Annotated in this window: 25 protein-coding genes and 1 tRNA gene; 9 read left to right on the top strand and 17 right to left on the bottom strand. The window is 61.4% G+C overall.

What is annotated here, in order from left to right; all coding sequences use genetic code 11:
* Positions 1-192 precede the first annotated feature (192 nt).
* A complete protein-coding gene (locus tag ABH945_RS11795; protein WP_429251085.1) occupies positions 193-1,905 on the top strand; it encodes a methyl-accepting chemotaxis protein in 1,713 nt (570 codons plus the stop codon).
* Positions 1,906-2,087: 182 nt separating this feature from the next.
* Here ABH945_RS11795 and ABH945_RS11790 read toward each other — a convergent pair.
* The 5 genes from ABH945_RS11790 to ABH945_RS11770 all read right to left on the bottom strand — a co-directional run bounded on the left by ABH945_RS11790 (position 2,088) and on the right by ABH945_RS11770 (position 4,659).
* Positions 2,088-2,163, bottom strand: a tRNA-Ala gene (locus ABH945_RS11790).
* A gap of 75 nt (positions 2,164-2,238) precedes the next feature.
* Positions 2,239-2,538 carry a c-type cytochrome gene (locus ABH945_RS11785; protein ID WP_429251084.1) on the bottom strand — a complete coding sequence of 100 codons (300 nt, stop codon included), beginning with the start codon at positions 2,536-2,538 and terminating at the stop codon, positions 2,239-2,241.
* A 32-nt stretch (positions 2,539-2,570) separates the two neighbouring features.
* The gene (locus ABH945_RS11780) at positions 2,571-3,365 is read right to left on the bottom strand and encodes a BON domain-containing protein (RefSeq protein ID WP_074762758.1); all 795 of its coding nucleotides are present in this window, start codon (positions 3,363-3,365) and stop codon (positions 2,571-2,573) included.
* A gap of 26 nt (positions 3,366-3,391) precedes the next feature.
* Positions 3,392-3,979: a phosphoheptose isomerase gene (locus ABH945_RS11775; protein WP_074762757.1), complete on the bottom strand. Its 588-nt coding sequence runs from the start codon at positions 3,977-3,979 to the stop codon at positions 3,392-3,394.
* Positions 3,980-4,254: 275 nt separating this feature from the next.
* The gene (locus tag ABH945_RS11770) at positions 4,255-4,659 is read right to left on the bottom strand and encodes a YraN family protein (RefSeq protein WP_429251083.1); all 405 of its coding nucleotides are present in this window, start codon (positions 4,657-4,659) and stop codon (positions 4,255-4,257) included.
* Between the two features lie 556 nt (positions 4,660-5,215).
* On the opposite strand from ABH945_RS11770, the gene rsmI reads away from it, so the two are divergent.
* Positions 5,216-6,094 (top strand): 16S rRNA (cytidine(1402)-2'-O)-methyltransferase, encoded by an 879-nt coding sequence (rsmI, locus tag ABH945_RS11765; protein ID WP_429250633.1) that lies wholly within the window; start codon positions 5,216-5,218, stop codon positions 6,092-6,094.
* Positions 6,095-6,210: 116 nt separating this feature from the next.
* On the opposite strand, the gene ABH945_RS11760 is transcribed toward rsmI, so the two are convergent.
* Both ABH945_RS11760 and ABH945_RS11755 read right to left on the bottom strand, forming a co-directional pair.
* Positions 6,211-6,822 (bottom strand): septal ring lytic transglycosylase RlpA family protein, encoded by a 612-nt coding sequence (locus ABH945_RS11760; RefSeq protein ID WP_429250632.1) that lies wholly within the window; start codon positions 6,820-6,822, stop codon positions 6,211-6,213.
* A 281-nt stretch (positions 6,823-7,103) separates the two neighbouring features.
* Positions 7,104-7,460, bottom strand: coding sequence for a hypothetical protein (locus tag ABH945_RS11755; RefSeq protein WP_429250631.1), 357 nt, complete (start codon positions 7,458-7,460; stop codon positions 7,104-7,106).
* Here ABH945_RS11755 and ABH945_RS11750 point away from each other — a divergent pair.
* The 3 genes from ABH945_RS11750 to ABH945_RS11740 all read left to right on the top strand — a co-directional run bounded on the left by ABH945_RS11750 (position 7,459) and on the right by ABH945_RS11740 (position 9,278).
* On the top strand, positions 7,459-8,103 hold the full coding sequence (locus tag ABH945_RS11750; protein WP_074762753.1) for an MBL fold metallo-hydrolase: 645 nt from the start codon (positions 7,459-7,461) through the stop codon (positions 8,101-8,103). The two genes, ABH945_RS11755 and ABH945_RS11750, sit on opposite strands and share 2 nt — an antisense overlap.
* Positions 8,100-8,729, top strand: coding sequence for an exonuclease (locus ABH945_RS11745; protein WP_429250630.1), 630 nt, complete (start codon positions 8,100-8,102; stop codon positions 8,727-8,729). Before ABH945_RS11750 ends, ABH945_RS11745 begins: the two co-directional genes overlap by 4 nt.
* 90 nt (positions 8,730-8,819) lie before the next feature.
* Positions 8,820-9,278 carry an Lrp/AsnC family transcriptional regulator gene (locus ABH945_RS11740; protein WP_012431468.1) on the top strand — a complete coding sequence of 153 codons (459 nt, stop codon included), beginning with the start codon at positions 8,820-8,822 and terminating at the stop codon, positions 9,276-9,278.
* A gap of 74 nt (positions 9,279-9,352) precedes the next feature.
* On the opposite strand, the gene ABH945_RS11735 is transcribed toward ABH945_RS11740, so the two are convergent.
* The 3 genes from ABH945_RS11735 to ABH945_RS11725 all read right to left on the bottom strand — a co-directional run bounded on the left by ABH945_RS11735 (position 9,353) and on the right by ABH945_RS11725 (position 12,229).
* Entirely contained in the window at positions 9,353-10,582 is a 1,230-nt protein-coding gene (locus ABH945_RS11735; RefSeq protein ID WP_429250629.1) for a cation diffusion facilitator family transporter, read from the bottom strand.
* A gap of 282 nt (positions 10,583-10,864) precedes the next feature.
* Positions 10,865-11,170: an H-NS family nucleoid-associated regulatory protein gene (locus ABH945_RS11730; RefSeq protein ID WP_074762750.1), complete on the bottom strand. Its 306-nt coding sequence runs from the start codon at positions 11,168-11,170 to the stop codon at positions 10,865-10,867.
* Positions 11,171-11,566: 396 nt separating this feature from the next.
* Positions 11,567-12,229, bottom strand: coding sequence for a HugZ family protein (locus ABH945_RS11725; protein ID WP_429250628.1), 663 nt, complete (start codon positions 12,227-12,229; stop codon positions 11,567-11,569).
* 239 nt (positions 12,230-12,468) lie between these two features.
* On the opposite strand from ABH945_RS11725, the gene ABH945_RS11720 reads away from it, so the two are divergent.
* The gene (locus ABH945_RS11720; RefSeq protein WP_074762748.1) at positions 12,469-13,680 is read left to right on the top strand and encodes an MFS transporter; all 1,212 of its coding nucleotides are present in this window, start codon (positions 12,469-12,471) and stop codon (positions 13,678-13,680) included.
* 258 nt (positions 13,681-13,938) lie between these two features.
* Positions 13,939-15,468 (top strand): collagen-like triple helix repeat-containing protein, encoded by a 1,530-nt coding sequence (locus tag ABH945_RS11715; RefSeq protein WP_429250627.1) that lies wholly within the window; start codon positions 13,939-13,941, stop codon positions 15,466-15,468.
* A 136-nt stretch (positions 15,469-15,604) separates the two neighbouring features.
* Here ABH945_RS11715 and ABH945_RS11710 read toward each other — a convergent pair whose 3' ends face one another.
* The 3 genes from ABH945_RS11710 to ABH945_RS11700 form a co-directional block, all read right to left on the bottom strand.
* The gene (locus ABH945_RS11710) at positions 15,605-16,621 is read right to left on the bottom strand and encodes a cupin-like domain-containing protein (RefSeq protein ID WP_429250626.1); all 1,017 of its coding nucleotides are present in this window, start codon (positions 16,619-16,621) and stop codon (positions 15,605-15,607) included.
* Positions 16,622-16,762: 141 nt separating this feature from the next.
* The gene (locus tag ABH945_RS11705; protein ID WP_074762745.1) at positions 16,763-17,908 is read right to left on the bottom strand and encodes a branched-chain amino acid ABC transporter substrate-binding protein; all 1,146 of its coding nucleotides are present in this window, start codon (positions 17,906-17,908) and stop codon (positions 16,763-16,765) included.
* A gap of 491 nt (positions 17,909-18,399) precedes the next feature.
* Positions 18,400-19,503, bottom strand: coding sequence for an NAD(P)H-dependent flavin oxidoreductase (locus ABH945_RS11700; RefSeq protein ID WP_429250625.1), 1,104 nt, complete (start codon positions 19,501-19,503; stop codon positions 18,400-18,402).
* 285 nt (positions 19,504-19,788) lie between these two features.
* Here ABH945_RS11700 and ABH945_RS11695 point away from each other — a divergent pair, with 285 nt between their 5' ends.
* Both ABH945_RS11695 and ABH945_RS11690 read left to right on the top strand, forming a co-directional pair.
* On the top strand, positions 19,789-20,487 hold the full coding sequence (locus tag ABH945_RS11695; protein ID WP_429250624.1) for a dienelactone hydrolase family protein: 699 nt from the start codon (positions 19,789-19,791) through the stop codon (positions 20,485-20,487).
* A gap of 260 nt (positions 20,488-20,747) precedes the next feature.
* Complete coding sequence (locus ABH945_RS11690; protein WP_429250623.1) at positions 20,748-22,274, top strand: amidase; 1,527 nt, start codon at positions 20,748-20,750, stop codon at positions 22,272-22,274.
* 457 nt (positions 22,275-22,731) lie between these two features.
* Here the strand turns inward: ABH945_RS11690 and ABH945_RS11685 are convergent, their stop codons facing one another.
* The 4 genes from ABH945_RS11685 to ABH945_RS11670 form a co-directional block, all read right to left on the bottom strand.
* Positions 22,732-23,043: a high-potential iron-sulfur protein gene (locus ABH945_RS11685; protein ID WP_074762741.1), complete on the bottom strand. Its 312-nt coding sequence runs from the start codon at positions 23,041-23,043 to the stop codon at positions 22,732-22,734.
* 420 nt (positions 23,044-23,463) lie between these two features.
* Positions 23,464-24,570: an NAD(P)/FAD-dependent oxidoreductase gene (locus ABH945_RS11680; protein ID WP_074762740.1), complete on the bottom strand. Its 1,107-nt coding sequence runs from the start codon at positions 24,568-24,570 to the stop codon at positions 23,464-23,466.
* Positions 24,571-24,943: 373 nt separating this feature from the next.
* Positions 24,944-25,378, bottom strand: a complete 435-nt coding sequence (locus ABH945_RS11675; protein WP_074762739.1) for a DUF4148 domain-containing protein — start codon at positions 25,376-25,378, stop codon at positions 24,944-24,946.
* Positions 25,379-25,646: 268 nt separating this feature from the next.
* Complete coding sequence (locus ABH945_RS11670; RefSeq protein ID WP_429250622.1) at positions 25,647-26,624, bottom strand: AAA family ATPase; 978 nt, start codon at positions 26,622-26,624, stop codon at positions 25,647-25,649.
* Positions 26,625-26,881: the final 257 nt, after the last annotated feature.

Below are 26,881 nucleotides of genomic sequence, written 5' to 3'. Positions count from 1 at the left end.
GCATTGAATACGGCACCTTGCCGGACCGAGGGATAAACAGCGCAGGTTCGCCAATTCTTCGGCGTTCACATAGACGCTCCCTGCCCGGACCTGAGAGTCCATACGAACGCTTTTCACGTTTCGTTATTGGAGAAGAAAATCGTGACTTTTAAGCATCTCACAATCAAAAGCAAACTGATTGCCGGTTTCGGCATGCTGTCTGTCATCGTCGTCGCGGTTTCCGGCCTTTCATTGAAGGCGCTTAGCGATTCGACGGATGGGTTCACCAGTTTTGTCCACGGCATCAACGCGCGCGCGGAGGTTGCGGCGCAAATTCGGACTGCCGTCGACCGCCGCGCGATCGCCGCCCGCAATCTCGTGCTCGTGACAACACCGCAGGACGTCGCCATCGAAAAGGCCGACGTGCTGCGCGCGCACGAAGACGTGCAAACCAATCTGAAAAAGCTCAACGACATGTTGACGGGCGCGACCGATACGTCCGAGAAGGCGCGCAGCCTTGCCGCCGAAATCAATCGCGTGGAGGCGTCTTACGGCCCCGTCGCGACGGACATCGTCAACCTCGCGCTGACCAACCGGCGCGACGAAGCGATCGTCAAGATGGACAACCAGTGCCGGCCGCTGCTCGCCGCGCTGGTGCGCGCGACCGACGCATATGCCGACTACACGCATAGCCGTCAGGAACAGTTGATCAACGATTACGCGATGCATTACGAGAACCAGCGCAATCTGCTGATCGCCTTCTGCGCGATCGCCGTCATGCTCGCGATTGGCGCGTGCGTGCTGATTACGCGCTCGGTGACGGGGCCGATGCGTCTCGCAATCGACGTCGCGCGGACCGTGTCGCAAGGCGATTTGCGCACGCGCATCGTCGTCGATAGCAATGACGAAACCGGCAAGCTGCTGGGCGCATTGCGTGAGATGAACGAGCGCCTGACCGCGATCGTCTCGCGGGTGCGCGACAGCAGCGCGAGTATTGCCGGTGCCGCACGCGAGATTGCCGCTGGCAATATGGATTTGAGCCAGCGCACCGAGCAGCAGGCGGCTTCGTTGCAGGAAACGGCGTCGAGCATGGAGGAACTGACGTCGACCGTGAAGCAGAACGCCGACAACGCGCAGCAAGGCAGCACGCTGGCCGCGAATGCTTCGTCGGTGGCGCAGAAAGGCAGTCTGGTCGTCGGTCAGGTGGTCGGCACGATGCAGGAGATCAGCGAGAGCTCGACCAAGATCGCGGATATCACGGGGATCATTGAAGGGATTGCTTTCCAGACGAATATTCTGGCGTTGAACGCGGCGGTTGAAGCAGCTCGGGCGGGCGAACAGGGTCGTGGTTTTGCGGTGGTCGCGAGCGAGGTGAGAAGTCTGGCTCAGCGGTCGTCGAGTGCGGCGAAGGAGATCAAGGATCTGATCGCGAACTCAGTGGGCAAGATTCGCGATGGTTCGGCGCTCGCGAGTGAAGCGGGCAAGACGATGAGCGAAGTGACGCTGGCCGTGTCGCGAGTGACGGACATCATGGCGGAGATCGCGGCGGCTTCGAGCGAGCAGAGTCGCGGGATCGAACAGGTGAACATCGCGATCACGCAGATGGACAACGTGACGCAGCAGAATGCGGCGCTGGTGGAAGAGGCGGCGGCGGCTTCGCGGTCGATGGAGGATCAGGGGGTGCAGTTGAATGAGGTGGTGGGGTTTTTTCGGGTGGTTGAGGGGGGGGTGGGGGCTGCGGCTGCGGCTGCGGCTGGTGGTGGTTCGTATGATGCGGTGGGGCGTGGGGGGGTACCAGTAGCTGTGGCTACGCGTGCGCCGGTGCTCGCGCGGAAAGCTGTGCGGGTGAGTTCGGGGGCTGTGCCGGCGCTCGCGGGGGCTGCGACGACAGGCGCTAATGCGGATGACGGGTGGGATCGGTTTTGAGGTTGGTTTTTTCTAGGCTGTTGCGGTGATGCGCCGTGCTTGTATGGGCGGCGATTGTGGAACGGTGCTTTTCTAGGCGTGATCGGTTTAAGCCCTCGACAGAAAGAATAGGCTGGGCCGAAACGCTTGGTTCTAAAACACAAAAACCGGCTTTTAGCCGGTTTTTGTGTTTGTGAGTTCCGTGGTGGAGAGGAGGAGGATCGAACTCCCGACCTTCGCATTGCGAACGCGACGCTCTCCCAGCTGAGCTACCCCCCCGACGTGCAAATAATTCTAGCACAGCGATTTTCCATTTTCCCCGCCCAAAAACCCGGCAAAACCCTTAAAAAACCGCTACTTCTCAGGCGCCCCCGCAAGCACCCAATCCACCACTGTACGAATGTCCGCATCACTCATCGACTGATGCGCTGGCATCGGAATCATGCCCCACACGCCGGAGCCGCCGTCCTTCACCTTACGCGCCAGTTTCGTCGGCGCCTGTGCATCGCCCTTGTACTTCGCGGCGATCTGCTGGAACGATGGCCCCACCAGCTTGCGATTCACCGCGTGACATCCCATGCACGCATTTGCGTTGGCGATGCTCTGCCCGCGCGGCGCATCGGCGGCATAAGCCGAGGTTGCAACAACAAGCATCACCGCAGCGCTCACGACAAAGCCGACACGCTTCATGGCGACGTCGCCTTCGGATTCCCCGGATGCACCGAGTTCGAATTACTAACCGGCGCGGGTGCCTGCTGATCCAGAGGCCGCGCGCTCACCGATGAATCCGGTATCGCACCAACCGTCGGCTCGCTCGTATCCGGCTGCGAAGCGGCCACCGGCGCCGTGGCCGCTGCCGTTGCCGCCGCTGCGGCTTCCTGCGGCTGAATGTACTGGAACACCTTCACGACCTGCGTCACTCCCGGCACACGGCTCGCGACATCCGCACCGCGATTGCCTTCGTCCATCGTGACGAGGCCCATCAGGTACACCGAACCGCGCTCGGCCACTACCTTGAAGTTGTTCGCCGAAATGTTCTTCTCGGCGATCAGCGCGGTCTTCACGCGCGTTTCGAGGTACGTGTCGTTGGTGCGCGACGAGAACGAACTGGCCGGCATGATCGCCAGTTCGTTGACGATCGTATTCACGTTGTTCAAGCCACGCACGATGCTCTCGGCGCGCTGCTTCGAGCCCTCGCCCGCCACCTCGCCGGTCAGCAGCACGCGGCGATTGAACACCGCAACGTTCACGTGCGCGGAATCCGGCAGATTCTGGCTGATCTGCGAGAGCGCCTTTACCTGCAACTCGCGATCCTCGGTCTGCGCGCCGAGCGTGCGCCGGTCGGTCGCCACCAGCGCGCTGCCGCCCGCCGCGCCCGCGACGGCGAGAAAGCATCCCTGCAACGTTGCGGACAGCCCCGCCGCGAACCCAACCACCAGCACGGTTCTCACCAGTGTCTTCTTGACGCGGAATACGCTCATCAACTAGCTCTCCTTCGGAATCAATCTCAGTCTTCGCCCAGCAACATGGCATCGATGCCGTCGCATAGACAGTGGATGGTCAACAGGTGCACTTCCTGGATGCGCGCGGTGCGATCCGACGGCACGCATACGTGGATGTCGGTATCGCTCAATACGTCCTGCATACGTCCGCCGCCCTTGCCGGTCAGCGCGACCACGATCATTTCGCGCTCGTGCGCGGCCTCGATCGCGGCGAGCACGTTCGCGGAATTACCGGACGTGGTGATCGCCAGCAACACGTCGCCGGGCTGGCCGAGTGCCCACACCTGCTTTGAATAAATCTGCTCGAACGAATAGTCGTTGGCGATGGCGGTGAGCACGGACGTGTCGGTGCTCAGTGCAATAGCCGGCAAGCCTGGCCGCTCGCGTTCGAACCGGCCGATCAGTTCGGCGGCGAAATGTTGTGCGTCGGCGGCCGAGCCGCCGTTGCCGCAAGCGAGAATGCGGTTGCCGTTGGCGAGCGCGCCAAACATCGTGTCGATCGCTGCGGCGATCGGCATCGACAGGGATTCCAGGGCTTCGAGTTTGACTGCCGCGCTGTCGCGGAAGTGTTGCTGAATACGTTCGACTGACATCGAGTCTCTATCTTCTACCGCGAATGGACCGCACTGCGCGGTCCTGTTGTGAAGTCATATTGCGAAGTTGCGTCACGCCGATAAAACCGGCCAGCGACATACAACGCTGCGCAATACGTCAGCGCGAATGCATCGTGAAATACGCTGCTCTGCACGCCGGCTTGTTGCGCCGTTTTTGCACCGGCTCAGCATTGCCGCATGGTTATCGGCGCTGCCCCAAGGCCCGCACGCGAGCGCAAGTTTATCGCACTCACGGACGATACCCGCGCACCGCGTCAGACTTCATCGGCGCGAAACGCATCGCGCAACCACACTAGCCGGCCGGCTTCGAACGCAATCACGTCGAATCGGCACACGGGTTGATCGCGTGAGACGCGGCTATGCGTGGCGAGATAGTGCTGCGCCGCGCGCACGATGCGCTGCTTCTTGACCCAACCGATGCTCGCCGCCGCGCCGCCATATTGACGCTGCCTACGCGCGCGGACTTCGACGAAGACCAGCGAGCCGTCGCGATCCCGCATCACGAGGTCGATCTCGCCGCCCCGGCACGACACATTGCGCGCGATGAAATGCAGACGCTGGCGCTGCAGAAATTCCTGGGCACGTGTTTCAAAAGCCGAGCCGACGAGTTTGGACCCGGGGGGCGGGGAAAAGTTGTCGGGAGCGGGCGCTTTGGCGATTGGACGGGTAGCGGTCGACTTTGAGCCGGTTGAATTTGTTGTTGTCGTTCGTTGTGGCGCGGCTCCCTGCGCGCCAGGTTTCTGGGCGAGAAGCTTCCGCTCGATGGATTTCTTTGCGATCGTTTCCAGCACAGTGGTTGCCTGCGTGCTTATTTCCTTTGTGGTCGTTTGCTGCTCGCTTGCCGCCTTTGCGGTCGTTGCCAGCGCGGTCGCTTTCTTCGCCGCCGTTTTCATCGCGGACATTTCCTGCCCTGCCGTCTCCCGCACAACTGCCTCCTGCCCGGTCGCTTTCTTCGCCGCCATTTTTATTGCGGGCATTTCCTGTCCTGTCGTTTCCCCCGTAGGCGTTTCCAGCCCGGCGGCTCCCCGTCCAGCCCTTTTCCGCTCAGCCCCTTCCATCCCAGCCCTTTCCCGCCCACCGGCTGTCGGCATCGTCGATTCACCGGGGCAACCGTCTTCCACACCCTTGCCCTCCGCCCCCGAACCCCGTTCATAACGCCCATCCCCCGCGTGGCACAATGTCGGCCTCCTTACGTCCGTTTGCGTCTTCTGCCTCATGACTCCTCTCTCCGAACTCGCGCAAGGGCAGCAATATCCCGCCGCCGCGCTGTATGTGGTGGCCACGCCGATCGGCAATGTCGCCGACGTCACGCTGCGCGCTTTGCATGTACTCGGACTGGTGGACCGCATCGCCGCCGAAGACACCCGCAACACCGGCCAACTGCTCGCACGCTACGGCATCTCCAAACCGCTCGTGGCCGTGCATCAGCACAACGAACGCGCCGCCGCGCTGCGCCTGATCGAGCATCTGCAAGCAGGCGAGCGCGTCGCCTATGTGTCCGACGCGGGCACGCCCGGTATCTCGGACCCCGGCGCGAAACTCGTCGATGCGGTGCGTGAAGCGGGCTTCCCGGTCATTCCGCTGCCCGGCGCGAGCGCACTTGCAACGGCATTGAGCGCGGCGGGTGACTGGGTCGCCACGTTCTCGTTCCTCGGCTTCCTGCCGCCGAAACCAAAGGCCCGCGCCACCACGCTGCAATCGCTCGCGCAACATCCTCACGCGATGGTGTTTTACGAAGCGCCGCACCGGATCGTCGAAACGGTGCAGGCACTGGCCGATGCGTTCGGTGGCGAGCGTCGTCTGCTGATCGCACGGGAATTGACGAAGTTACACGAAGCGCTGCACCAGGGCACCCTGGCCGAAGGGCCAGCATGGCTCGCAGCCGATCCGAACCGGCAACGCGGCGAATTCGTGCTGGCCGTGGAAGGCGCGTCGCCGGAAGCCGCTGGCGAGAACGACCACGACGCCCTACTGAATATCCTGCTGGAAGAGTTGACGGTGAGCAGCGCGGCAAAAGTCGCCGCGGCCATCACGGGGGCATCGCGCAACGCGCTCTACACGCGCGCGTTATCGCTGAAAAAAGAAGAAGACTGAAAGAAAGCAGACGAAAAAAAGCCGCGTGATCACGCGGCTTTTTTTATGTGTACACGGCAATCTGCGCCATGTGCAGCGGCAAGAGCGCGTCAGACGCCCTCGTCGATGTCAGCGGATTACTTGTCGGCGCTCGAACCCGAGTTCGATGCCAGCGTTTCGTTCATCTCCGCGCGCGCTTCCTGCTGCGTCAGACCTTCGATCTGGACCCGTGCCGTGCCCGCATGGCGCATGTTGAGCGCGGCTGCGGCAGCCATCGACAGATCGATCACGCGACCGCGCGCATACGGCCCGCGGTCGTTGATGCGCACGACGACCGAGCGCGACGTGGCCGGATTCGTCACACGAACATAGGAGCCGAGCGGCAACGTGCGATGCGCCGCAGTGAGCGCATGCATGTCGTAGCGTTCGCCATTCGCGGTACGGCGGCCATGGAAGCCACGGCCGTACCAGGAGGCGCGACCTGTCTGGTGAAAGTCCGACACATCCGAACCTTCATCAGTCAGAGGCTGGGCATTCGCCAGCGAGGTGCCTTGAGCCGCCTTGTCGGCCGTACTCGAAGCCGGCGCGCTACCGAAGGATTGCGGTCCGAAAGAAGCTGCCTGTGCATTTTTCGTGCTGCGCGGCACGTCGTTTGCTGACGTGTCCGTGGCGCCTGGCGGCGTAGCACAGCCGGCGAGTACAAAAAAGGCAAAAACAGTCCCCAGACTGCGGGTTAACCGAGTTTTCATAAGACGTGCAATCAAATTGTCGAGCCGCATCACGCGAAAAGTTATGCGTGTTGCCTGCGACTCCGGCGGCAATGGACGACAACGCGCCGCGCTGACAAGCGCAGTACGTCAAAGCCCGGATGCGGCTCATTCAGCCGCTACCGCACGGTTAATTTTCACGTCTGGCGCAACCTGTCCCCGGCAGCCTGACCAGACCCCACATGCCGCCATCGAACGTGGCAAACACGTTCTTGCGCGCGGAACTCAGCGCACAGGAACGGCGGCGTAGGCCCCACCCAGCGTCACGGATTAAGTCCGTTGCAGGCGCGCGGCGCCTGGCTGGGCAAGACGTGTGCATCGAAAAGCTTCGATACTTGATGGCCGTCGACAAACGCGACAGCCCATACTTGAGTGGCGATCCGCGCTCCCATTTGTGATGGGGACGCATCGCCTTGTGGCAGCACAGTTACCTGTACATGACCACCATTATACCTAAAACAAAAAATCGAGACGGTAACCGACTGTAAACCTTGGCCAATCTTCACATTTAACGCAAAGATCGACCGGTGCAAGCGCTGTTTTTGAGCCACCACGACGAGCGGGAGACACCGGCAGGACGCCGGTACAATCAAGCTTTTTCCAGCGGCGCCGTCACCCATGAAAGTCACTTTGATCCCCGTCACGCCGTTCCAGCAGAACAGTTCGCTGCTCGTTTGTGGAGCAACCGGACGTGCGGCTGTCGTCGATCCGGGCGGCGACCTCGACGTCATCCAGGGCGAAATCGCGCGTCAGAACGTGACGGTCGAAAAAGTTTTTTTGACGCACGGACACATCGATCACTGTGCGGGAGCGAAGACGCTGGCCGCGCACTACGGCGTGCCGATCGAAGGTCCGCATGAAGACGAGCGTTTCTGGCTCGACAAGCTGCCGGATCAGAGCACGCGCTTCGGCTTTCCGGCCGCCGACGCGTTCGAGCCGGATCGCTGGCTGCAAAACGGCGACACCGTGCAATTCGGCGACGAAACCCTCGAGGTTTACCACTGCCCCGGACATACGCCGGGCCACGTGGTGTTCTTCAGCCGCGAGCATCGGCTCGCGCTGGTGGGCGACGTGCTGTTCGCCGGCTCGATCGGCCGCACGGATTTCCCGCGCGGCAATCACGCCGACCTCGTGCGGTCGATCCGCGAAAAACTCTGGCCGCTCGGCGACGACGTCACGTTCGTGCCGGGCCACGGTCCTACTTCGACATTCGGCGCCGAGCGTCGCACTAATCCTTACGTTGCCGACGGGGTGCAAGCATGAGCAGCGAAATCTATGTCAGCACCGATGTCGAAGCGGACGGCCCGATCCCCGGCCCGCATTCGATGCTCAGTTTCGCGTCCGCCGCGTACACGGAAGACAAGCGGCTGATCTCGACCTTCTCCGCGAATCTCGAACTGCTCGACGGCGCGAAGCCGCATCCCGTGCAGGAAGCTTGGTGGAAGACTCAGCCCGACGCGTGGGAAGCGTGCCGCAAAGATTTGCAGACACCCGAAGCCGCGTTGACGGCCTACGTCGACTGGGTCGAAGCGCTCCCCGGCAAACCGGTTTTCGTCGCGATGCCGGCGGGCTTCGATTTCACCTACATGTTCTGGTACATGATGCGTTTTGTCGGACGCTGCCCATTCTCGTGGTCGGCGCTCGACATCAAGACGCTCGCCTTCGCGATGACCGGGCTGCCGTATCGCAAGAACATCAAACCGCGCTTTCCGAAGCAGTGGTTCGACGATCACCCGCACACGCACGTCGCGCTGGATGACGCGATCGAACAGGGCGCGCTTTTCTGCAACATGCTGAAAGAGTTGCGCGCGAATCAGGCGACCCTTCTCGCTGCTGCAAAAGATGGGGACGGCTTAGGACAAAACGCCGCCGAGGAACCGGCAAATTAGGCAAACTCCCTCGCGGGAGCCGGTTTGCATTGCGTTTCGTTTTCGCGCCCTCTACCATGCGTTGATACGGCGACGCAAACGGAGGCGCAGTTGACACTCGATACGTTCTCACAAAAAATCCTGCGCCTTTTGCAGCTCGACGCACGCCGATCGGTGCAAGAAATTTCCGACCAGGTCGGCCTGTCGAGCACTCCCTGCTGGCGGCGCATCAAGGACATGGAACAGTCGGGGGTGATCCAGCGCTACACGGCGCTGCTCGATCGTGAAAAACTGGGGCTGCACGTCTGCGCACTCGCGCATATTCATCTCACGCGGCACACCGAAGGCGGCGTCGAACAGTTCGAGCGGGAGATTGCCACCTGCCCCGAAGTGACCGAGTGCTACAGCACGACCGGCGAGTCGGATTACATCCTCAAAATCGTCGCACCGGACATCAAGGCGTACGACAGCTTTCTGCACGAACGCATCTTCAAGATTCCCGCCGTCGCGCAGGTTCGTACGAGCGTTGTGCTGCGCGAAATCAAGTTTGATACGCAGTTGCCGCTTTGAGAGTGTGAGGCGGTACGCGTCGCGTTAATGGTCTGGCCGTTTGGGAATTGGGCGAGCGATATGGATACCAACGGCTATGCGGTCTTTATGGGGCCGACGGCTTTTCCAGCAGGCCACGCTTTCCTGGCTTGAGAGCTTTCCGGCGCGGATACATCCAGTTCCTGCAACACGCTCAACCTTCGGACGCCCAGACGTCGCTTTAGCGCGTCCAGATCAACCATCGACGCCACGTTTTGCGCGCCGCCATCCGAAGCCCGGAAAGACGCCGGCAACACCACCTCCACATCGAGTCCGCTGCTCAGGTAGTGAATATTCACCGACGCAGCCTGCACACCGCTCGCGGCTAACGCAGCATTGACTTCCGCGACCACCCGCTCGCGAGGCGGCAAATCGACCGGCGGACGCGCTACTGCATCGTTCTCCGGGTCGACGTGAATCAGCGCATCGAGCACCCGGTTGTCGGTCAGCACGCGCAAACGCGCCAACTCGGCGATGTAATGCCCTTCCGATACCGAGATCAGCGGATCAACCAGAATATGCGCGTCGACCAGCGCGAAATCTCCTGTTTTGCGAGTTCGCATTTCGTGCAGACCGCGCACGCCAGGCGTCGCGAGCAATAGCGCGCGCATGTCGGCGGTGGCGGCTTCGTCGAGTGCGCGGTCGGAGAGATCCTGCAATGCGTCCCAGCCGAACATCCAACCCATGCGCGCGACCATAAATCCCACAATCGCCGCGGCAATCGGATCAAGCAGACGCACGCCCGCCATGCTGCCGATAATCCCAATCGCGACCACGAGCGATGACGCCGCATCAGAGCGCGCATGCCACGCATTTGCAATCAGCATGGCCGAACGCACGCGTTGCGCTTCACGCAACATGTAGCGAAACAGACTCTCTTTGGAAATCAGAACCAGTATTGCGACGACAACCGCGCTGATATGAACCGCCGGAATACTTTGCAAATCGGCCAAACGCGTTCCAGCGCGCCATAACATACCGACGCCGACCGCAATCAGCAAAGCGCCTAAAAATAGCGAAGCGACTGTTTCATAACGGCTGTGTCCGTAATTGTGATCGGCGTCGGGCTTTGCGCCGCTATGGCGATTGGCAATCAGCACGACAAAATCGGAAATCAGATCGGCAAGAGAATGGACGCCATCGGCAATCAATGCCTGTGAGTGCGCAAACGTTCCAACGACGATTTGTAACGCCATCAGAACCGTGTTGAGCGCGATACTCGCAAAAGTGCTTTTGCGCGCAACGTGATGTTTCTCGGCAGATTGGGCGGCAGTGGCGGAAAGCATCTGGGAAACCGGTAAAAGTTCAATTGCTTCATTCTACCCGGCGGGCTTCGACCCACACTCGAAAGGCCTTAAAAAATCCTTTTAAATCATCCGCTTATCGAAACGAAAAGTATTCGCGTTCCAGTTACCTGAAGTACTTGCGACAAAATGCGATTTGTCGGCGCAATAAAAAAACCGCGCCCTGAGCGGTACGCGGTTTTTCTTAGACCCCGACAGCGCGCGTTAAGCGCAGCCGATTGACACCCTATGTATTACCTGAAGCCCAGCTAATACCGTCAGACTTTACTTCTCGATCAGGAAACTCTCGCGATCAAGACCTGCGATCCAACGCGGCGGCTTGCCACGGCCCGACCATGTGCTGCCGCTCTCCGGGTCGCGATACTTCGGTGCGACGCCCGCACGCGGACGGCCTGCTTTAACAGCACCTTTCGCTGCGCGGCCACCACCGAGTTCAGCCAGCGTAATGCCGTAATCGGCCATTTTCTGCTTGATCTCATTCAACACTTCTGCGTATTCACGCGACTTCGCTTCTTCGATCTGCTTTTCGAGCTTTTCGCGCTGAGCGAGTAGTTCCTTGTAGGAAGACATAGGTGCCCTTGATTGTTTGGATAAATGACTGCCAGTCTTAAGCCAGCTTGCCCTTTGAAGATGTTCATGCCTCGGAATTTGATGGCGAGATTAACACAAAATAGAAAATCCGCAAAAGCGTCCGTGAAAAATTAATCTATCTTCGTTTCAAAAACTTTCCATTCCACCCAGAACCTGAAGACTCCCTTTCAAATAGCTGATTTCATACTCTGCTGAAAATCTCTGTTGCCGGTGGTATTTATGAGATTAATTATCAAAAAATGAAATTTAACGTAAGCATTTCGCGGAAACATTTCATGGCGTGAGAACTTTCACATGAATTATCGGATCATATTGCGACCCACAGCCGCAAGCCTTTATGGCCGATCAAGTGTTTTTTCGGATGTCCCAACCAATCTAATTCGCGTAGCGCTGCATGCAAACTTCTAGCGTGGCATGCAAGGTTTCATTATCGAGACGAGGTTCGTCGAATGGAAAGCGGATACGCGCGCCGTTCTGTTTCAGATCGATCCCATATCTATCCACGCCGATCAGTTGAAAACCGCCAGTGCGGTTAGCCTGATTGCCGAATTGCGCGATCAGCGCATTCTCTTCATCGTGAGCAAGCGGTGGCAATGGGTCGAGTTCGTCGCCGCCAAGCCAGCCCATTGCGCCGAATCCACCGATATATCGCAGCCGTTCGACCCGCATCGTCCAGAACGTAAAGTCGCCGAGAACGAGGTAGCGCTCGGCTTCGGGGTGATAACGCAGATAGCGTTGCACGACTTCGGGAGTGGAATCGACCGGTTCGAACCTGCCCAGCAAGGTGACGCGCTGGCTGCTCAGCACATCACCGTCTGGAGCGTCGACGGCCAGAAAACCGGCGCGCGGGTCGGCATGCAGGTTGTGCGTGTGCTCTGCGAGCCGGCTCACCAGAATGGTCGGGCGATGCCGCGCGTCGGGTGCGAATGGCAGCACGGTCGGATAGGGAAAGCCTTCGGGCTGGCGCGCGTGCGTCGCGAGCGTGCCGACAGCGGCCGTATGCAGCAGATTCAACGGTGCGTGAGAAGGAATGTTCAAGTGCGCGTACCTCGATGGATGAAGCGGATCACAAAAACCGACAGCGCAAGTCCGCTGTCTGTCACGTTCGAGCCGGATGATCGCCAATAGCCCATAGCCCATAGCCCATAGCCCGATAGCCCAATAGCCCAATAGCCACCCATATCGGCCCCGCCTTCCAAGCATAAGACAGCACGCTTCGATAAAATCGGAAATCCGCTTTCAACCCGCTTTCTGACGACATTCCTCCAGAGATCTCAGTGCCCGACCACTCTTCCGACATCGCCGCCTTACCCGCCGCTCACCGCGACCTGTCCGACACCGAGCGGCAGCGCGCCCGGTTCGCCACGATGGCGGTGTTTTTTATCGCGGGGATGATGTACGCGTCGTGGGGGGTCCACGTGCCGACGGTGCGCGACCGCTTCCATCTGAACGCGGCAATGCTGTCGTTCGCGCTGCTCGCCGTGGCCGGCGGCTCGATCGGCGCGATGGTGACGAACGCTTCCTGGATCGCGCGGGTCGGCACACGCCGCGCCTGTCTGACCGGCGGCCTGGTGATGGCCGTCTGCGCGGCGCTGATCCTGATCGTGCCCGCGTACTGGATGCTGCTGGTCACGCTCGCCGTGTTCGGCGCGGGCATGGCGACGCTCGACGTCGCGATGAACGCCGAAGCGAGCGCCGTCGAAAAAGCCGTGGGCAAGCCGATCATGTCGTCGTTGCATGGCATGTTCAGCCTGGGCGGGATGTTCGGCGCGGCGGTCGGCGGCGCCTTGCTGTCGCGCGGCATGCCGCCCGCGGTGCATCTGGCGCTGGCTGCCACGGTGAGCGCGTTGGTGCTGGTGGCGGCTTGTCCGTCCGTCTTGCCGCATGTGCCGCACGCCGAGCATCCCGACTCCGCGACGCCGCGCGCGAGCCGCTGGCGCTCGCCGGCCTTGTGGGCGCTCGGCACGATGGCGCTCGTCGCCCTGATCGCGGAGGGCGCAATGTACGACTGGGCCACGGTCTATATGCGCGACGTCGTGCTGGCCACGCCCGCGATGGCCAGTGCGGCATATGCGGCGTTCTCGGGCGGCATGGCGGCCGCGCGGTTCGCCGGCGACGCCGTGCGCGCCCGTTTCGGCGCCCCGCAACTGGTGATGATGAGCGCCACGCTCGCCTGCGCGGGCATGGTCGACGCGCTGCTGCTGCCTAATCCGGTCGCGGCGCTCGTGGGTTTCGCGCTGCTCGGACTCGGGCTCGCGAACATGATGCCGGTGCTGTTCGCGGCGGCGGCGAATGTGAAAGGCGTCCACGCGGCAGAAGGCCTCGCGCACGTCGCGGGGCTCGCGTACTTCGGGCTGTTGTTGGGGCCGGTGATCATCGGCGCGGTGACGCAGTTGACCAATCTGACGATTGGCCTGTCGGTCGTCGCGGTCTGTTCCGCGGCGATTGCGATGGTGGGTCCCAGGGTGCTGCGTCGCCTGAAAATCTGACGACAGGACACGGCGACGCTTGATCCGCTTCGCCTCTCCTGCTTATGAAGACGTGCCGCCTTACGTTACGTTACGCATGGGCGGCACGCGGATGTGTTCCCCCGACACATCGCTGTATTCCTGCCGTCCCCGCCGTGCCTACCTCCCCACAACCCGTTGATTTATATGGTTTGTGGCGCGCGATTTTGCTGAAAACAAAAATGGCATAGGCCTTGCAGTTAGCTCCCCCAACAATCTTCAGATTACGGGGAGCAGACCATGCAGCGCACATTCAAACTGACGGCGATCGCCTTATGCGTGACGTCGATGATCGTCCTGACAGGGTGCGGAAGCACGCTGACAAAACCTGGCGTGGGAAGCGGCTCGGGCGCGGGCGGTGGGACGGGTACGGGCGGTGGGACGCCTACGCCGACGCCGACGCCGACTCCGACTCCGACTCCCACGCCAACGCCAACACCAACACCAACGCCAACGCCAACACCAACGCCAACACCAACGCCAACGCCAACACCAACACCAACGCCAACCAGTGCCAACCCAATCGGCGTGGTCGTTCAAAACACCGGCAACGTCGTCACCGCGACGGGTCAGACCGTGTCCGCGATCGGCAACCAGATCGGTCTCACCGCGATCCCCGGCGCGAATCAGGCGACCACCACCGCACTCGGCAGCGTCGTATCGAATCTCGGTAACGGCGTCACCGCGCTCGGCACCGGCGCGGCCAACGGCCTCGGCCAGCTCGGCAACTCCAGCGATCCGCTCGGCACGACGCTCGCGAGCAGCGGCAATCTCGTCAACGATGCGGGCAAGGCCGTGAACAGCGCCGGCCAGCTCGTGACCAGTCTCGGCAGCGGCCCGACGGCGGCGCTCAGCCCGCTGACCACGCCGCTCGGCACCGTCGTCTCGACACTCGGCACCACCGTCAGCGGCGTGGGCACGCAACTCACCTCACAACTGACGACCGGCCCGATCCAGCAAGTCACGCAGACACTCAGCACCGCCATCACGCCGATCACGGCCACGCTCGCGCAAACGACCCAAACCGTCGGCGACACGACCGGTCTCGGCTCGCCGCTGAACGGCCTGCTGTCGACCATCGGCCATGGCCTCGACAGCGCCGGCAGCAAGCTCGGCAGCGCCACCAACAACGCGATCGGCCAGAACCTCGGCAACGTCGTGACCAAACTCGGCGACACGGTGACGTCAGCCGGCGCTCTGCTGACCTCCGGCGGCACGGCAGGCGCGAGTCCGCTCAGCGGTCTGACGGGTCTGCTGAATCCGGGCGGCAGCGGCGGCACATCGGGTAATCCGCTTGCACCGCTGACCAGCATCCTCACCGCGTTGCCCGGCACGTTGAGCGGTGGCCTGTCGGGCGGCGGCACGTCCGGCGGCCCGCTCGCGCCGATCACCGGCGTGGTCACCACGTTGACCGGCAGTCTGACCAGCCTTGGCGGCGGTACGTCGGGCAGTAGTCCGCTCGCACCGCTCACCAACGTGCTGGGCACCGTCACCGGCGCATTGAGCGGCGCGGCCGGCGGCGGCAGCAATCCGCTGGCGCCGGTGACATCGGCGGTGTCTTCGCTGACCGGCGCACTCGGCTCGGCCACGGGAACCGGCAGCGGCAGCACGGCCGCCAATCCGCTCGCGCCGATCACCGGCTTGCTGACCACCGTCACGGGCACGCTGACCGGCACCCTCACGACGACGAGCGGTACTGGCGGCACCAGCGGCACGACCTCCGGCGGCGGCCTGCTCGGCGGTCTCACCAATCTGACGACGAAGAAATAACGCTTTGTATAACGACGGCAAATAAAGGCGCGGCATTAACAAGCGCTATAGGGGAGCGGCGAGCCGGGCAACCGGCTCGCCATTTTTTTGTTGAGAGTTTTAAAGCGGCTAAACGATTCGCGCTTTCACGAACGCTTCATAGTTCGTGATAGGTGTCGTAGCGGCGCGAGAAGTCGTTACCGCGCAGAAAATTGGTGTACGTCATCGTGACGGACGCGTCCAGCCCTTCGACGTAATGCCACCAGCCAATCGGTAGAAACAGCAATTCGCCTGGCGACAGCGTGCATTCGACCAACTGCGCATTTCGCATCGACGGAAAACGTTCGTAGTCGATCGCGGCGCCGTCCACTTGCGAATAACAGTGCCGATGATTCGCCATATGCGCGGTGTCCGATAAAGGCACGAGTTTGATCTGTTTGCGGCCGATCACCTGCGCCATGAAGTTATTGGTCAGATCGTGGTGAAACGGCGTTCGGGTTCCCGGCGGCCCCATCCAGAAAAAACCGGTGTCGGGCGAATCCTTATCGAGATATTCGGTAATGACCGGCACGTCCGTCCACAATGCCGCCAACGCCGCGCGATTGTGCGACGTGTTATTCGCTGTCATGTAGAAGTCGTTAGTCGGAGCGCTGTGTGCAACGAGATCGACATAATCGGCGAAGCGCATCATCCGCTTGTGTTGCGGCTGATTGATTTCGTAATTCGCATCCGACTCGCGGCCGAATTGCACCTCGACTTCGCAATCGCCGCAACGCTCACGCAAATAGCCGAAATTCCACCGCGTACGTGCCGGCCAGAAATCGAATGCGCCGGTGATAATCACCGGCCGGTTCTGGAAGTAGTACTGCTCAAAAAACTCATCGCGCGACAGTCGTTCACGACGTTCGATCATGCCGCCCGACGCACGCATCCGGCTCAACTCGCCATACACCGACAAAATCCATTCGCGCTTTCGCAAACGATTGCGCAAACGTGTCGCACCGTGAAAATAAGGACTCGCGAGTACCGCCTCGATTTCCCGCGTGGCCTCGGCCGGATCGAAACCGTGGCTGACCAGCGCGCCATGCAATGCGGGCGGCGCTGCGTCCAGCAGCAGATTTTCGGCGATCCAGCGCCGCCATTCGTCGTCGATTGAACGGGTGATCGTGGTCACTGCATTCCCCTCGCGTTTGTTCGAGCCGACAGTCTCGTCTGCGCGTGCGCAAAAGAAAAGGCACGCGGGCTTTTCAGCGCGCGTGCCTTTTTAATCCGTTAATCGAAAGCAGCCAGATTGCCGCCTTCGACTAAACAAAATTTACATCTTCACTACGTCGAGCAGCGTCTTCTTGCCTGCTTTGTAGTTGTACAGCGAGATCACGCCGTGCTGAAGGTCGCCCTTCGAGTCGAACGTGGTTTCGCCGATCACACCCTTGTAGTCCGTTGCCGGCATCGCTGCGAGAATCTTCGCCGGATCGGTCGAGTTTGCACGCTTCATAGCGTCGACGATGATGTACACAGCGTCATACGTGAACGGTGCGTAAATCTGGATCGGCTGACCGAAACGCTTCTGATACTTGGCGAGGAACGCCGGGCCGCCAGCCATCTTCTCGAGCGCCATACCGGCTTCCGAGCAGACGATGTTGTCGGTTGCGTCGCCAGCCAGATCCGACAGCTTGTCGGTACAGACGCCGTCGCCTGCCAGCACCTTCGCGCGCAGGCCAAGCTGCTTGGCTTGCTTCGCGAACGGGCCGCCGGTAGCGTCCATGCCGCCGTACATGATCGCGTCCGGGTTTTCGCCCTTGATCTTCGTCAGAATCGCGCGGAAGTCGACAGCCTTGTCGTTCGTCGCGTCATGCGACATCACGTTCAGGCCCAGCGACTTGGCGGTCTTTTCGAATTCGTTCGCGAGACCCTGGCCATAAGCGGTCGAGTCGTCGACGATCGCGACGCTCTTCACTTTCAGACCCTTCGCTGCGTAGTTAGCCAGTGCCGGACCTTGTTGCGCATCGGTCGCGACGACGCGGTACGTCGTCTTGAAACCTTGCTGCGTGTAGGCCGGGTTCGTTGCCGACGGCGAGATCTGCACGATGCCTGCATCGCTATAGATCTTCGAAGCCGGAATCGACGTGCCCGAGTTCAGGTGACCGACCACTGCGACGACCTTATCGTCGACCAGCTTCTGCGCGACCTGAGTTGCCGTGCGGGGGTCGGCTGCATCGTCTTGCGGATCGAGTTGCAGCGTGATTTTCTGGCCACCGATCGTCAGGCCCTTGGCGTTGATTTCCTCAACTGCCAGGCGCGCGCCGTTTTCGTTGTCTTTACCCAGGTGAGCGATACCGCCGGTCAACGGCGCAACGTGACCGATCTTGACGACCGTGTCGGCTGCTGCCGATGTTGCCAACGTTGCGAAGAGCATCGCCGCAGCGCTGATCGGCAACAGCTTTTGAATCTTGATGTTCATGTAAGTCTCCAGTTTCGGTCCCAAAAACAACGTAATCGCCCTGTGCCCCCGCTTCCCCAACACGTGTCGCTCAGTCCCGTGGACGATCACGCCGGTTGCATCGTTCATGCACTTGGCCAGTAAATCTGCCGGGCTGTTTGTGGCAGGCGGCAAACCGTACTTGCGCGCAAGTGTAGGTGATCAAATTAATTTGTGGGGCTTTTTTGAGAAAGTGGGATGAACACTAATAGCGTTTATCCAACAGTGGCTCGCGCCGGTCAGGAGAAAAGGCTGGAAAGCACCAGCCCATGCGGGTTTCCGCTATGTGAAGAATTCCTCTGACAGCACGTTGACATGCTTTTCTGGAGGGTTGAACCTGGCTTTAAAGACGGTTAAAGACGGCCAAAACATGGGTTAAACACGGGTTAAACGACTCATGATTCGAAACGCTTTCGTGCTTAAAAATGAGGCGCACCGCACGCAGCCGCGCGACGCGCCCGAGTCATGCGAAATCAACGTTTGAACGCGTCAATTCTGGCCGTTGCCGCAAGCCATTCCTGTTCGAGTTGGGCCATCAATTCGGCGGCACTCAAAGCTTCGCGGCGCGCGCGACCCAATGGCGCGCCCTGGCCCGACCATAACGAGAGGTAGTCGCTGTTTTGCGCGCGGCCCGCAGTTTGACGCAGTTCCTGCGTCAACGCGTTTTGCACCGGATACGGCGCGGTCTTTTCAGCCGCTTCGCTCAGACGTTGCATCAACGGATTACGGATACCGCGTGCATGACGGCCCGTGATCGCGCGCGTGACCGTGGTCGATGTGTCGGACATATTACGCACCCGGGTTTTCCATGCCTGCGGGATAGCGCTCTCTTCGCACGTGAGAAACGCCGTGCCGATGACGGCCGCCTGCGCGCCCAGCGACAGCGCCGCGACGATGCCCCGGCCGTCCATGATGCCGCCCGCAGCCAGCACCGGCAGACCCGCTGCGTCGACGAGTTGCGGCACGAGCGTCATGGTCCCGATCAGCGCGTCTTCGAATGCGCCGATAAACGTGCCGCGATGGCCGCCCGCTTCCGCGCCCTGAGCGACGATCGCATCGGCGCCCGCGTCGCGCCAGGCCTGGCCTTCGGCGACGTGCGTCGCGGTGCCTATTACATATAGACCGTTGGCATGCAGGCGGGCGACGTCATCGGCGGAAAGCAGACCGAATGTGAAGCTCGCCACCGGCACGCGCAATTCGATCAGCATCTCCAGTTGCGCGCGGAAATCCGGCGCGTAGCGTTCGAGCGGCTGACCCGGCGGCAAGCCGAGATCGGCGCGCAACGGATCGATCGCTTCGAGCGCGCCGCGCACCGTCGCTTCATCGGGCGAGGCCGGATCGAGCACGAACAGATTCACGCCGAACGGGCGATCCGTCAGCGCGCGAATCGCCGCGACTTCGCTCGCAATTTTCTCGGGCGACAGCGCCGCGCCCGCCAGAAAACCCAAGCCGCCCGCGTTCGACGCGGCGCCCACCATCGCCGGCGTGGTTGCGCCGCCCGCCATCGGCGCCTGTATTACGGGAACCCGCATCTGAAAACGCTCGGCAAACGGCGTCACAAAATTGCCTTCGCTCATGAATCGCTCCTATCCGGTTAATACGCGCGCAATCAGCACGCGCCACTATTCCCGACTCTACCGAGACGCCCCTCGGCAGAGAAATGAATTATCGAGAACGTTTCAATCGCCTTACGAGATTCGTATCGGCAAAAGGCACGCCCACGCTGCGTTTCAGCGCGCTTCCGGGGCCACTGCAAGGCCGTTCTTTTGATGGCAAACTAAGCGCCCGCTTCAGGCATTCCGGCCTCCAGCGTTTCATCAAGACCGACTCCGCGCGGCATCGTGCGGGCTATGGAGAACAGTATGAGCACGACTTCCCGATGGATCGACATCCCCGCCGGCGACGACAGTTTCGGCGGCTACCTGGCGCTGCCTAAAGGCGGCAAGGGACCGGCCGTCATCATCATTCAGGAAATCTTCGGCGTGAACAGCCACATCCGTTCGGTCGCCGATCAATACGCGCAAGACGGCTACATTGCGCTCGCGCCGGACGTGTTCTGGCGCGTGCAGCCGCGCGTCGAATTGACGTACAACGGCGCGGATCGCGACAAGGGCATCGAACTGATGCAAAAGCTCAAGGTCGATGAAGCCGTCGCCGATATCGGCTCCGCCGCCGCCGCATTGCGCGCGATGCCGGAAGTGACGGGCAAGGTCGCGGCCATCGGCTACTGCTTCGGCGGACGGCTCGCGTATCTGGCGGCGGCGCAAGGTTCGGTCGACGGCGCGGTCGCTTATTACGGCGGCGGCATCCAGAACCAGCTCGATCTGGTGCCGAACATCAAGGTGCCGATGCAGTTCCACTACGGTGAACTCGACGCGCATATTCCCGTGTCGGACGTCGGTCAGATTCAGGAACGCTTCGCAGGCCGCACCGATGTCGAGTTCAACATTTATCCGAATGCCGATCACGGTTTCAATTGCTCGGACCGCGCGTCGTATAACCAGCGCGCTGCTGCATTGGCGCATGGCCGTACGCTGACCTTCCTCGGCGAGCGTCTGTAATTCGCGGTTTGTATTTGTGCGTTTGAATGGCGCTTTGATCCGCGCCAATCGAACGCGCGAATCGAATGCGCGAATCACTCACTCGCGCCTATCTCGGGTAGTCTCTCGAAGACGGTGTGCCGGCAACACGGCACGCCGTCTTTTTCCATGCGCGGCAGTCGAATATGGCGACGTGAAAACGACTCAGGCCAACCCATCGCGCGCAGGAAAAAGCGGCTGATCCAACACTCGACAAACTCGATAACGAGGGCCCATCCGCCGTGCAATCAGACTATCTCGCCCATGACGCCATCGGCCTCGCCGAACTCGTGCGAACCCGCCAGGCCAGCGCACGCGAATTGATCGACATCGCGATTTCGCGCACTGAAGCCGTCAATCCCGCGATCAACGCGATTGTGCTGAAAGACTACGACGCAGCCCGTCAACGAGCGTCACGCGACGACGCGAATCGCACGGCTCGTTCGAACGGCGAGCATGCTGCTGATAGCACGATCACGCAAAGCGCGCTCGCCGGCGTGCCCTATCTGATCAAGGATCTCGGCGCTCCCGTCGCGGGACTGCGCATGTCGATGGGTAGCCGTCACTACCGCCATTTCGTTCCCGCCGAAGATGCGCCCGTGGTCGCGCTGGCCAAAGCAGCGGGGTTGAATATCTTCGGCAAGACCAGCACGCCCGAACTCGGCCAGATGCCTTATACGGAGCCCGAACTGTTTGGCGCGTGCCGCAATCCATGGAATCTGGACCATACGCCGGGCGGTTCGAGCGGCGGCGCAGCGGCGGCCGTTGCCGCGGGTATCGTGCCGCTCGCGCACGCATCCGACGGCGGCGGCTCGATCCGCATTCCGGCGTCGTGCTGCGGACTGTTCGGCCTCAAACCATCCCGTGGACGCGTGCCGCGCGCGACACCGCCAGGCGCGGGCGACCTCGGCATCGATCATGCGATCTCGCGCAGTGTGCGCGACAGCGCGTTGCTGCTCGATCTCCTCGCGGGCAATGCTGATCGTCCGCTCGGCGCGCCCGGTACTTTTCTCGGCGCGAGCCGCGAGCCTTGCAAACCGCTGAACATCGCGTACGTGACCGACGCGATGCTCGCGCCGTCGTTATCCGCAGACTCGCGCGCCGCACTCGAAGACGCCGCGCAACTCGCGAGTTCGCTCGGCCATAACATCGAGCCGGTGTCGCTCGGTATCGATTTCGCGGCGGTACGTCATGCATTTTTGACGCTGTGGTCGGTCACGGCGCAAGACCTCGTGCTGAACGCCGAGCGCATCACCGGAAACAAACCGCAGCGCAGTGAATTCGAAATCTCGACCTGGGCGATGGCGCATGTCGGCCGCAAACTCGGCGAGCGCGGACTGCCCGCCGCGCTCGAAGAACAGCGTCGAATTACAGACCATCTGAGCGATCTGCTGAACCGGTTCGACGTCGTGCTGTGTGCGACGCTCGCGTCGGCGCCGATCAAGATTGGCGAGATGCAACCCACGTCGGCGGAACGCATGCAGATGCGCGCCGTGACCGCGATGCCGCTCGAAGCGCTGATGAAAAAGCTGCTCACCGAAGCGTCGAACAAGGCGTTTGCGTGGGCGGGCTGCACGGAGGTGTTCAATCTGAGCGGCCAGCCGGCGATGTCGGTGCCGCTTTACTGGAATGCGCGTGGGTTGCCGGTCGGGGTGCAGTTCGCGGCGCGCATTGGTGGAGAGGCAACGTTGTTACGGCTCGCGGCGCAACTCGAAGCCGCGCGTCCGTGGTTCGACAAACGTCCTCCGTTGATGAAGGCGCGGAGTTAGTGGTCGAGTCGGCGTGAACGATTCACACGGTGCAATCGCTCACGCAGGCTTGCGCTGCGTATCGGGAACGACGTGATCTGTGGCACGGAATACAAGCGGCTTCAGTTGCTTGACCGCGAAAGTCGACAGATAGCGGACGAGTCCGTCATTCGTCACCATGAGCGCGATGACTCGACGCGAGTCCGCACCACACTTCCCGGCCATGACTTCTGAAGAACTCGCCGAGCGTCGCGCACACTCGGTTTTCAAGCGACAAAAGGCGTCGTCCGCGTGCGGCGGATAACGCCTTCAGAATCGAGTGCCGGGCGTGCACCCAGCGTGCGTCGCACGCGGCACACGTCCACGGGATAATTTGAGGACGAAGAGCCCGCGCCGGCATGAGGGGCGACCCGCCGCTGTCCGATGCGCACGCGAGCGGCACGATACCCGCGGCAAACGCCGCCGCTCGAACCGCCGATCAGCTCTTCTTGTTGTATGCGCTGCACCAACCTTTGCTCGCGACCTGCTTGCCCGCGAACATCGGGCAATTGCCGTAGGGGTCGGTGGCTTTCGCCTGGTAGAAGCTGCAGTTGCCGCAGTCCTGGCCGGCTGCGTATTTGGCGAATTTCGCCTTGTCGACCTTGCTCGCGTCTGCCTTGTAGCCGAGCGCCTGTGCGGTCGGATCGGTCTCGGCGACCTTCGGAGCATCAGCGAAAGCCTGGCGCGACAGCGCAAACGTGGATGCCAAACCAATACTCGTAATCAGAAACGTACGACGGGATGATTTCATGGGGGACTCGCTTTGTTTAGTGAACCGATCGCCGTTCTTCGACAGCGGTCCCCAAGGATAGCAATGAAGCCGTCGCGCGTGACGGCCCAAATGCTGGAGATAACCGAATTGGTAGTTAGTCGGAGCGAAAGCGGCGAGTGCGGGTGCCCGGCGGTTTTGTGGTCTGCGAGAGTGAAAGCGAATAGCGAACCAGCGCGGTGAGGTGGTTAAGGAGCGGGGTAGCGTGAGCAGCGGGTGGTGAGCGGCGAGCGGCGAGCGGCGAGCGGCGGGTGGTGAGCGGTAAGCGGTAAGCGGTAAGCGGTAAGCGGTAAGCGGTAAGCGGTAAGCGGTAAGCGGTAAGCGAGCGTAAGCGCCAAACCGGGAATGGTTGGCGCGAGCCGCTCAACTCGCGCTTTGATCCCGTGCCGTATCGCGCATTAACTACGCCCGTCCGCTCAACTCGCACACCCGTTGCGCAATCGCGAGCGACGCAGTCAAACCCGGCGACTCGATACCGAACAGATTGACGAGCCCCCGCACGCCATGCGCGGCCGGCCCCTGAATCACGAAATCGGCTGCCGGCTCGCCAGGCCCCGAAAGCTTCGGACGAATACCCGCATACGCAGGCTGCAACGCGTTGTCAGGCAGCGCGGGCCAGTACGCGCGAATCGCCGAATAAAAAGAGTCCGCGCGATGCGGGTCGACATCGTAATTAATCGCGTCGACCCATTCGACATCGGGACCGAAACGCGCCTGGCCGCCGAGATCGATCGTCAGATGCACCCCCAGGCCGGCCTCGTTCGGCATCGGATAAATCAGGCGGCTGAAGGGCGCTCGCCCCGAGATGCCGAAGTAGTTGCCGCGCGCCAGATACAGCGGCGGCACGTGACGCGCATCGAGCCCGCGAATCTTGCGCGCGAGCTTGTTCGCGTACAACCCGGCACTGTTGATCACGCACGCGGCGCTGATCGTTGTCGGCGCATCGCCGCCAACCTCGATGATGAAGCGCCCGTTACTCGCTTCGATCGCTTCGACCGGCGCGTGAAACGCGCACACTGCGCCGTCGCGCTCGGCATCGCCCTGAAGCGCCAGCATGAACTGGTGACTGTCGACAATGCCGGTCTGCGGCGAGAACACCGCTTCGACGCACTCGAGTTCGGGTTCGAGTTCCTGCGCCTGGTCGCCGGTGATTCGCATCAGGTCGAGCACGCCGTTGTCGCGCCCTTTGCCCATGATGCTTTCGAGCTGAGGAATCTGATTACGCGAGGTGGCGACCAGCAGCTTGCCGCACCGCGAATGCGGTACGTTGTGCTCGACGCAGTAGTCGTAGAGCATTTCGCGGCCGCGCACGCAGAGCGCCGCCTTCAGCGAGCCGCGCGGATAGTAGATGCCCGCGTGGATGACTTCGCTATTGCGCGAACTGGTGCCGACGCCGATCGCCTCGGCGGCTTCCAGCACGATCACTTCGCGTCCCCGCGCCGCCAGCGCGCGCGCCACGGCGAGACCGACCACGCCTGCGCCGATCACAACACATTCGATTTGATCCATGTCCCTTGACGCGGCTAACTTCACCGCGCGCTGCCTCGTTCAGCCAATAAGAAAAAGACAGGATGCGACGCTCGAATATTGCAAACTGCTCGATGCCACACGCACCTGCCCTTGCACAACCGCTGCGCAAAATTGTACGACGCCGCGCAGACAGAAATGCCCGCAGTCTGAACGGCTGCGGGCATTCGATGTTGGGCGCGTCTGGCGCGCATCGGTTGGACTGATTCAGTGTACGCCGTCGAAAGTGCTAACGCTTGCTTCCTGGGCGGTTTCTTCGTGTACCGTTTTCGGGACGGTGCGCGGTGTCAGGCTTGAGGTGTCAGGCGTGAGGCGGGACAGACCGTATCAGGCTGGAACGGCCGGTCTTCCAGATTCAGTTTTGCGTCGTCACTACTCGGTTCGACGCAGCAACAGCCGCCACCGTCCGCGGTCGCGCCTGAGCACGCGGCACCGAATAGCCGCCAACCGCGAGCTCCTGCACATAAGCCGGCGCGTTCGGATTCACGTTCAACTCACCGTTGGCGCGCGCTTGCGCCAACTCGGCCTTGACCTCCGCACGCGTCTTCGGACCATTGCCGGGCGCGGCGCTAACGCTGTCGGCGGAAATCGGCGCGTACGGGTTCTGATTCAGTTCGCCGGCAGCGCGGGCGCGCACCACATCAGCCTTCACTTCAGCGCGGGTTACGCCGCTCGGTTGCGTGTAGCTCGCGACTTCCGGGCGATACGACGTGGCCGGACCATAACCGCTAGCGAAAGCCGGTGCAGCGATAGCAGCGGAGAAAAGCAAAGCGAAGGAAGCGGTTCTCATGATGGTTTCCAATAGTCGTTGAATTCGGGTTCTGTGCGTTCTGTGCATTCGGGAGTGACGTTTCGCTTCGTTGCGCTTGCCGTCATTCGTTGGTGCTCAGTGTATTCCCCGACTATCGAAAAACTAGACCGATTGATTTCAACTTAGCATCTCAAAATTAGCAACAATTGCTGTGGCATTCATTTAGCTTCCAGCAGAGATAGCCGGTTTTCGGCCGAAAAAAAAGCCGCCCGAAGGCGGCTTTCCTGCGAAAAACGGGCAAAAAACCTCAAAAACCAATCGGTTTTCGACGATTTCCATAGTCCAGGCGGATATCGCCAGATTCAATCTGATCGCGTCCGGCGATCCGCGCCGATCCAAATCCATTCAGCATTGCGCGACGCATTTCTCGCGGCGAGGCCTTGATCAACGTGTCGAGCGCGTCGTCGCCGAGCGTTTCGGGAAAACGCAGACCCCAGTTATGCGCCGAGCGGATTTCGTCGTAGATCGCCTGCGCGATGCGCCGCGCGCCGTCGCGGTCCGGCGACGGAATCTCGTACACGTTCATCCGGTTCAGGATCGGCTCGGGGATCGAGCGCTCGTCGTTTGCCGTCGCGATCCAGATCACATTGCCCGCGTTGATCGGAATCTCCGCGAATTCGTCAATGAACGTCTGCGCCGTGTCATGTTCCAGCAACGCGTACAGCGCGCCGAGCGGATCGTATTGCGAGTCGCCGGTCGCCTTGTCGATTTCATCGACGGCAATCACGGGGTTCGCGTAACTGCCGTTCACGAGCGCATCGAACACCTTGCCCGGCTTCGCGTTTTTCCATTGCGACGACGCGCCGGACAGAATCCAGCCGGCCGTCAGCGAACTCATCGCCACGTATTGGTAAGCGGTGCCGAGGAGACGCGCCAGTTGCTTGGCGAAATGCGTCTTGCCGATGCCGGGATCGCCGAGCAGCAGGATCGGCATCAGTTCGAGCCGGTCTTCGGTTTCGAGACACAGCGCGACCTGCTTGCGGATGTCGTCGAGCGGCGCTGAAAAATTCGGCAGCGCGTCGATCAGATCGTCGATCGACGGCATCCGGTTCGGCTTCACGCAAAAGCGCAGGTTGCCGGTTTTCAGCATCTTCTCGTAGGTTGCGCGGAGTGCGTCGTTCGCGCCCTCGCCCAGATCGTTCAGCGCGGTTTCGACCTGATCGAGGTCGTACACACGGCTGAAAGACGCCACGGCGATTTCCTGTTTGACCATTGCTGTTGTCATCGCTTACCCCGTCTGGCTGGTCCTGCTTGTGGCGGCGCTTGATGGGCACCGTTTCAAGTCCAGTGTATCGACGACATATTCCCTTGCAAGCCAGCAGTCTCATGGCTCTGCTGCTAACGGCGCGACCATGACGACCGCCCGCTTCCCTGCGCGCGACAGGTTGTTTTCGCCCGGAAGCGTCCTTATCTGAAATGGATTGTTGCTGAACCCGGCCCCGTTTGACGTGTCAGAAAATCGTTGTCCCCATCAGGGGTAAG

The sequence above is a fragment of the Paraburkholderia sp. GAS333 genome, assembly GCF_050435665.1.
GTDB classification, from domain to species: domain Bacteria; phylum Pseudomonadota; class Gammaproteobacteria; order Burkholderiales; family Burkholderiaceae; genus Paraburkholderia; species Paraburkholderia fungorum_A.
The sequence above is the reverse complement of the archived record's forward strand: the minus strand, read 5'-3'. Positions and strand labels throughout refer to the sequence as shown.

Coding starts and splice junctions, on each gene's coding strand:
- ABH945_RS11755 (WP_429250631.1), bottom strand. CDS start 7,460: ATGGGTGACGGCGCCGCTGGAAAAAGCTTGATTGTACCGGCGTCCTGC.
- ABH945_RS11675 (WP_074762739.1), bottom strand. CDS start 25,378: ATGAGAACCGCTTCCTTCGCTTTGCTTTTCTCCGCTGCTATCGCTGCA.
- ABH945_RS11715 (WP_429250627.1), top strand. CDS start 13,939: ATGCAGCGCACATTCAAACTGACGGCGATCGCCTTATGCGTGACGTCG.
- ABH945_RS11700 (WP_429250625.1), bottom strand. CDS start 19,503: ATGAGCGAAGGCAATTTTGTGACGCCGTTTGCCGAGCGTTTTCAGATG.
- rsmI (WP_429250633.1), top strand. CDS start 5,216: ATGACTCCTCTCTCCGAACTCGCGCAAGGGCAGCAATATCCCGCCGCC.
- ABH945_RS11680 (WP_074762740.1), bottom strand. CDS start 24,570: ATGGATCAAATCGAATGTGTTGTGATCGGCGCAGGCGTGGTCGGTCTC.
- ABH945_RS11695 (WP_429250624.1), top strand. CDS start 19,789: ATGAGCACGACTTCCCGATGGATCGACATCCCCGCCGGCGACGACAGT.
- ABH945_RS11735 (WP_429250629.1), bottom strand. CDS start 10,582: ATGCTTTCCGCCACTGCCGCCCAATCTGCCGAGAAACATCACGTTGCG.
- ABH945_RS11730 (WP_074762750.1), bottom strand. CDS start 11,170: ATGTCTTCCTACAAGGAACTACTCGCTCAGCGCGAAAAGCTCGAAAAG.
- ABH945_RS11785 (WP_429251084.1), bottom strand. CDS start 2,538: ATGCTTGTTGTTGCAACCTCGGCTTATGCCGCCGATGCGCCGCGCGGG.
- ABH945_RS11745 (WP_429250630.1), top strand. CDS start 8,100: ATGAGCAGCGAAATCTATGTCAGCACCGATGTCGAAGCGGACGGCCCG.
- ABH945_RS11750 (WP_074762753.1), top strand. CDS start 7,459: ATGAAAGTCACTTTGATCCCCGTCACGCCGTTCCAGCAGAACAGTTCG.
- ABH945_RS11775 (WP_074762757.1), bottom strand. CDS start 3,979: ATGTCAGTCGAACGTATTCAGCAACACTTCCGCGACAGCGCGGCAGTC.
- ABH945_RS11670 (WP_429250622.1), bottom strand. CDS start 26,624: ATGACAACAGCAATGGTCAAACAGGAAATCGCCGTGGCGTCTTTCAGC.
- ABH945_RS11780 (WP_074762758.1), bottom strand. CDS start 3,365: ATGAGCGTATTCCGCGTCAAGAAGACACTGGTGAGAACCGTGCTGGTG.
- ABH945_RS11760 (WP_429250632.1), bottom strand. CDS start 6,822: ATGAAAACTCGGTTAACCCGCAGTCTGGGGACTGTTTTTGCCTTTTTT.
- ABH945_RS11685 (WP_074762741.1), bottom strand. CDS start 23,043: ATGAAATCATCCCGTCGTACGTTTCTGATTACGAGTATTGGTTTGGCA.
- ABH945_RS11795 (WP_429251085.1), top strand. CDS start 193: ATGCTGTCTGTCATCGTCGTCGCGGTTTCCGGCCTTTCATTGAAGGCG.
- ABH945_RS11705 (WP_074762745.1), bottom strand. CDS start 17,908: ATGAACATCAAGATTCAAAAGCTGTTGCCGATCAGCGCTGCGGCGATG.